We start from the raw sequence: 6,287 nt of genomic DNA, 5'->3' as shown, positions 1-6,287 counted from the left end.
TATGGCAGATGAAAGATATGAATGTATGAAATGCAGACAAGTGTTTGTTTATTCCTTCCCGCCCAGCGGCTATAAATGCCCGTCTTGCGGTGGTTCTTTATTTAAAAAATAGAGGGAAAATGCCCCGAGGTTTGCCTCGGGACCTTGATAATCTATGAAAACAAACAAAAATGAATTAAAAGTAAAGGCCAGTTTCAGTTGGGATAATATCGGTAAAGTGGTGGATTCGGAAGGTGGAGAATATACATTAAAGAAAGTAAATGATAGAGAGGTAAGATTAACAGGTACCAATCAAAATCATGTATTGCCGATGAAACTTGTTTTCTCTTTAGTAGATGTTTATGACAAACAAGGCAATAAAGTTAATGATATGAAGGATTATGAATAGTAGGAGAGAAGTATGGAGTACAATACAACAGCAGCTTTTCATACAAGAAAAAACAATTATAATTCCAGCCCCATAGATTTAGCAACCAAAATACATCAATTTTGTTTGGAAGATAAATCGGTAGATTTATGGTTGTTCTCCGGCGAAGTTTTGGGAAAAAGCGAAAGAAAGTATTGCAATCTGCTTTCCGGAAAATACAGTACGCATTTTACGCATTGTCCAAGCCAAATGGAAATTTTGCTTTTTCTCGGAAAGATTAGCGAAATGATGGCGGATTCCTCTACCGTACTTCAGACCATCAAAAGGAAAAATGGTTGGTGGATGTTTAATTTATGCCAATATATCAAAATAAAAGAAGATGTTGAAAAGTCTGTATCGGAAGATAAAGAAGAAAAATCCTTTGCAAATACTAAGAGGAAAACGGATCCCATTTCCAGCGGTTTTGAGCAAATAGATAAGATAACAGGTGGTTTAAAGAAAGGAGAAGTCACCCTTTTGGCCAGTCGTCCCTTTAAGGGAAAAACTTCTTTCGCTCTTAATATACTACACCATGTATGCGTCCAAGGTGGGTTGGCAACAGCATTATTCTCGCTAGAATTACCAAGAGAGGCTATTTTTAATAAATTACTTGCTATATCTTCACGAGTGGAGATTAATAAATTGATAAACGGCTCTTTAAATCCTCAAGAGTATAAAAAGGTCATGCGTGAGATGCAAAAATTGACGAAAAGTCCCTTTTTTATTGATGACTCGGTTGGTATTCTTGCGGGAGAGATATTTTCCCGTTCCAAAGAACTAGCTGAAAACTTACAAAAGCAGGGCAAAGAACTGAAATTGATTATCATTGATTACTTGCAACTTATTAGGCAAGGGCAAGGGCCCACCAAACTCCTACGAAAGGAGGAATTGGCTAAAATTGTATCTTTGTTGAAGCAAATGGCGAAAACTCTTGATGTTCCCGTGCTTCTTTTAAGTCAAATGGATAGAATAGACAACGATTTACCGGAAGATTTTGTTAAATCTGCTTTGCAAAACAGATAAATAAAAAGGGATGTTTTTGCTCGGTATATTACATCTGCTTAAGAGGAATAATTATGTTGAATAAAGGATGTCAGAATAAGCATTAAGGAAGTAGAAAAAAGAGTGTTGTCATAACCCTATTCTAACCTGCTCTTACGACAGTATATTGACGGAGAGAATAATTATTTCGTTTACATATTACCCAGCAGATTTAGCAAAAATAACAGAAAAGTGGCCTCGTATAGGTTTTTTGGAGGTGAAAAATTCAGAGGCACATCCTTATTATGCCATTATTTCTCTTTCGCTATATAACAAAACTTTAGAAGAAAAAACACTCTTCCTCAGATAAAAATTTATAAAGAGTTTCAAAAAACTGCAATATATATATAATCTGATTTTATTCTCAAAAGACAGATACTGTTTTGCATACAAATACTTGGCTAATTTACTATACTATGTGATAACAATCTTCCAATTTTCGAGGGATATTTATGAAAAAATTACTCCTGCTTTTCTTCTTTGTGCTTTTTTGTATTTCTTCAGCTTTTTCTTATACGGCAAACCGTTCTTTTGAGAAAAATACCCATTCTTTCGGAATAAACTCCGGCAACTTAATGTTTGATATTGGTTTAGGGGGGACCTTTTTTGCTACCGGTGCTTCAGAGACTAATTTGAAAAAAAGTGCTTTTGTGATGAACATACGTGGTCTTTATGCAGTAGACGAAAATTTTCACGTAGGATTGGAAGGTATCTTTGGCAGCGGAGGCATTAAAGGTGATCCTTTACCCTACGGAAGGGAGTATGATAGCCCTAATTTTTATGTTGAAAAAGACGACAACTACCATGATACTTTTGCAATTCTTCTTGCCTTGCGTGCAAACTTAAATCCTAACGATAGAGCCAGAGTTTATCTTCCCTTCGGTTTTGGTTATATGCAAAAAAACCAATCTACAGAGTACACGGCACATTCTCTTATTATCCCCGGTTATGAGCATGAGTTTAAAGAAGATAAAACACTAGGACGAGGCGTTTACGCTTACAGCGGTCTAGGGTTGGAATATGATTTAGGATCCGGTTTCTTAACCGGTATTGAGGCCAGATACGGCGTTTTTAAATGTAGCGGAGATTATGTCACAAGCATTTCCGCTTTAATAAAGATAGGTTTTAAATTATAAAATTATATTGACAAATTTACAAACCCCCTCAGCCTGGCTGGGGGGTTATATAAAGTTTTTAATTTAATTTTTTTCTTAAATATTCTCTATCTCTGTAAACTTTTCTAATAATGTTATCTAAGGCTATTTCATAGCAATCCCAAGAAGATTTAGTATAACAATTGCTAGCGCTATTGCACCCTCCATAGTAAAAACCTACTTTGTTTTGAACAAAAGATTGCGAAGTATATTTTTTTATTAATTCGCCTTTGAGATTAAGTACATTTAATTCTAAATCGGTAAAACTTCCATACGTAGTAAGCGGCAAGCCTAAAGCCGCTGAAATACCCAATGTCACCACTGACAAAAGTGTGTATAAAGAGGCTCCATTACGTGAGATATTCATCAAGGGGAGCAATACCAGATATCCCTTTTTCTCTCCTTCACTAATTAAGTTTGTTTTTACTTCATGGTAAAATTTTTTGGCCATAGGCTCATCTTGCGGGATAAAAACGGTATCGAGCGTGAAATTTTCTAAAGATTCTTCATTTAAAAAAACTACTTCTAAATTAGGCAATCTGTCTTCAAACCCTTTGTTTTGCGCTGTCATTGCCTCGTTTAAATAAAAGTGAGAACAACCAAATAAAAAATTTACCCCCAAGAGCAATACAAATAACTTTTTCATCTTTTTCTCCAGATTCAATGATTCTAATTAGATTATATAAAAACCATTTTAATCTTAAAAATGAAGTAAATATAAAGGCCCTCTCCGAAGAAAGGGCCTTTTTCATCGTTATTTCTAAAAACTACGCTCTTTTATTTGTTCTTTTGCTTCTTCGTCCAACGACGTCACCGTATAAGGAACTTTCGTAAAGTCGATTTTGGTTAAATCTACTTTGCGAATTTGAGAGTTGTACATGGTGCGATAATAAAAAGCAGGATCGCTGGTATCGCTGACACACGTCACCTGTGTTGCACTGGGTATAGCCGGAATTTGTTGATCCGGAGCAAACTCTGCCCCTATAGGGATATCAAACGCATTTAAGATATGAAAAGCCTGTGTAATAGCCCCGTATTTATCTATAGGTGTGCGAGAGCCATGCAACCAAAAAAATGCCCTTACAAAACGAGACGGAGGTGTAAAATCCCCCGGTATACCTAAGAGAGCCGAACCGGAACCCAACGAAAATAAATCAGCCCCACCGAATGTTTTTTCCGCCACAGTGCCCGGCATAAGATTGATGTAATTGTTTAAATTGCCCAAATGCCAAGCAAAATCCGGAGAATTAGTCAGCACGCCCACTTTGTTTTCATAGATTTTACGTTCCCCTTTATGGGTAATTTCCAACACTACACTTCGCCCGCTGGCATCTGCAATGCGCCAATGGCCGGTGTTGTAATTGCCGTTTTCGTCCGGTTTTGCGATAGGAATAATATCTATCTTCTTAAGATTTTTTAACACTTCCTCTACTGTGGCAAAATTAGTAAGTATCCATGGGACAAGCTCTGCATCACTCACTGATTTTTTGGCTTTTTTAGGATTATACGGAGCCAAACTTCCATAGTGCGAAAAGAAGAAAATACCCGCCGAAAGACCTTTTTCATTAATCCCTTCTGTGATAAATTCGTCCATTACAGTAGTAGCCCCCACCACTCCGTAGCGGGTGATCCAACTCAGGCCATTTTTTCCCTCAGGCGTATAGGACGTTTTTTTCACCCCGCGCGGCCAAACGGCCAATTTCGCGTTTAAATCATATCCGCTCCACTCAATTGTGCGTGCTTGGATACGTGTGCCGTCTTTGGCGGTCAAAGAAATTCCCGTACAGGCCGAAGCCGGAGAAACTGCCGCAGCAGTAAACGTTGCCGCGGCCAATAAGGCAGTTAGTTTTTTCATACTTCTTTCTAAGAGCGGGTAAATATAGTGTTGCCGCTCTCCCCCCTGTTTTAGTATGAAGAAATAAAAGCCTTTTGTGAATATCAGATTTTGGATTAGAAGGATTTTTACGCAAAACTAATTGATAAATTGCATTCCTAGCTTTAAAACATTAGTTCTCTTTTTATTTTATGTTTTCATCTCTATTTTTTCCTTGACTTATTTAAAAGGCTTTTTATACTATGAGAGAAGGGTTCTCTTCCCATAGTCTATTGGGAAGTGGTTTGTTGTTTTCTTTTATTCCAGATGAATTTTATTTTAGGAGGATTGCCATGAAGTTAAAGAAAAAGAAGGCCTTTACTTTGACTGAACTTCTAATCGTGGTCATGGTGCTGGGTGTTTTGGCTGCCGTCGCCGTACCGAAGTTTAGCAAAGTATTGGAAACACAAAAAACAACGGAAGCAGAAGAATTGATGGCTGCCGTACGTACCGAACAGGAAAAACGCTGTTTATTAGACAAACCTTATTTAGCTGATTTAGCTGAATTAAAGGATATTATTCCTCAAACAGAGTCTAAGAATTATTCTTATTCACAAATAGATGGCGGTGTGGGTATTTTGGCTTCCAGCAAAGGCAAATACAACTACACTTTAAGCATCCCCTCTTACAGGGACGGACGCATCTGTTGTGAAGGAGAGGAATGCGAAAAACTAAATAAAGACTATCCTTTATGCAAAGATTTAGGAGAGATTGAAGTAGGCTATGAATGCGCATCTGAAGTTGTTCCTCCTGATTTAAATCCACCACCACCGGCGGGTTGTCCTCCAGAAGAAAAACCAGCCGTTTCTACAAGAAATTGCATCGAAGGATGCGGAACAGAAACTACCGTCATCAGTTGCCGAGATGGAAAATGGCATGAAGAATGGGTAGGAAATTGCCAAACACAACCCACAACAACACAAACAAAAGCTTGCAGCTCATATGACAGTAAGTATTGTAGTGGAACAGCCAAAACACAGTGGCAATGTCAAGGCACCGGCGAACAAAGAGCATGGAAAGAGGTCTGGAATACATCCGATTGTAGTCGTTGCAGCAGCGGTGGCGGCGGTGGTGGCAGTGGTACTCCAACAAAAGCAACTTTTATTGTATTAAGTTCTGGGGTTTATTTGCCTAAACATGTTAAGACGTGTGGATACTCGTGTGGTAGAAAAATAGAAACCAGTGGATCTAGCATTAATCTAGGAAGATGTGACAGTGTAGCGAAGGCATATGAATACTGCGCAGAAAGTTCAGGGAGAATTGGTTGTGTTCCAAGTTCCGCCTCCACATCTGTCTCCGACACGGAGTGTTCTTATTATAGCTCTCCCAACTCTTATACTTGCTACGACAGAAATGTTGATTGCTGGCGGGGAACTTTTCAAGACTATGTATGCTCTACATTTAAGTGTATAGGGACGTTGAAGTCTGAAACTTACATGGGACAGTCTTATATTTATGTGAAGTCTGATTGTAGTCAAAGCGGATATGCTGGCGAGCTTCAGTATGAATGCTATCGTGACGAAGGCTCTGCACAAACAGCAACTTGTACGGAAAAGGGTTACAACTCCATATCAGGCTATATTTGTAGTAACGCCGGAGGGGCAGGGTCCGTAGGAACGCTTTCTACTTGTCCGGCGGTCGAAGATACCTATTGTGGAGGAGCAGGTGCGTGCGGGCTGACTGGTTGTGGGGCTTTAGACGCCTGCGGAGCATATGGATGTGGCGGAGCAACCGCTTGCGGATGGTGAGAATAAAAATAATATTCCTAAATAACGACCGTTTCCTATGAAACGGTCGTTTGTTTGACTAAAAT

Annotated in this window: 6 protein-coding genes; 4 read left to right on the top strand and 2 right to left on the bottom strand. The window is 38.7% G+C overall.

Going from position 1 to position 6,287, the window contains the following annotated elements; all coding sequences use genetic code 11:
• Positions 1 to 154: 154 nt before the first annotated feature.
• The 3 genes from IKL48_00595 (at position 155) to IKL48_00585 (ending at position 2,583) form a co-directional block, all read left to right on the top strand.
• Complete coding sequence (locus IKL48_00595; GenBank protein MBR3603188.1) at positions 155 to 388, top strand: hypothetical protein; 234 nt, start codon at positions 155 to 157, stop codon at positions 386 to 388.
• A 12-nt stretch (positions 389 to 400) separates the two neighbouring features.
• Positions 401 to 1,429, top strand: coding sequence for a DnaB-like helicase C-terminal domain-containing protein (locus tag IKL48_00590; protein MBR3603187.1), 1,029 nt, complete (start codon positions 401 to 403; stop codon positions 1,427 to 1,429).
• Between the two features lie 470 nt (positions 1,430 to 1,899).
• Entirely contained in the window at positions 1,900 to 2,583 is a 684-nt protein-coding gene (locus IKL48_00585; GenBank protein MBR3603186.1) for an outer membrane beta-barrel protein, read from the top strand.
• Between the two features lie 58 nt (positions 2,584 to 2,641).
• Here the strand turns inward: IKL48_00585 and IKL48_00580 are convergent, their stop codons facing one another.
• Positions 2,642 to 3,247, bottom strand: coding sequence for a hypothetical protein (locus IKL48_00580; GenBank protein ID MBR3603185.1), 606 nt, complete (start codon positions 3,245 to 3,247; stop codon positions 2,642 to 2,644).
• 114 nt (positions 3,248 to 3,361) lie between these two features.
• Positions 3,362 to 4,456: a choloylglycine hydrolase family protein gene (locus tag IKL48_00575; protein MBR3603184.1), complete on the bottom strand. Its 1,095-nt coding sequence runs from the start codon at positions 4,454 to 4,456 to the stop codon at positions 3,362 to 3,364.
• A 311-nt stretch (positions 4,457 to 4,767) separates the two neighbouring features.
• Between IKL48_00575 and IKL48_00570 the strand changes: the two genes are divergently transcribed.
• Positions 4,768 to 6,222, top strand: a complete 1,455-nt coding sequence (locus IKL48_00570; GenBank protein ID MBR3603183.1) for a prepilin-type N-terminal cleavage/methylation domain-containing protein — start codon at positions 4,768 to 4,770, stop codon at positions 6,220 to 6,222.
• The last annotated feature ends 65 nt before the right edge of the window (positions 6,223 to 6,287 follow it).

This window comes from Elusimicrobiaceae bacterium, from assembly GCA_017520185.1.
Classification (GTDB): domain Bacteria; phylum Elusimicrobiota; class Elusimicrobia; order Elusimicrobiales; family Elusimicrobiaceae; genus Avelusimicrobium.
This window is presented reverse-complemented; position numbering and strand designations above follow the sequence as displayed.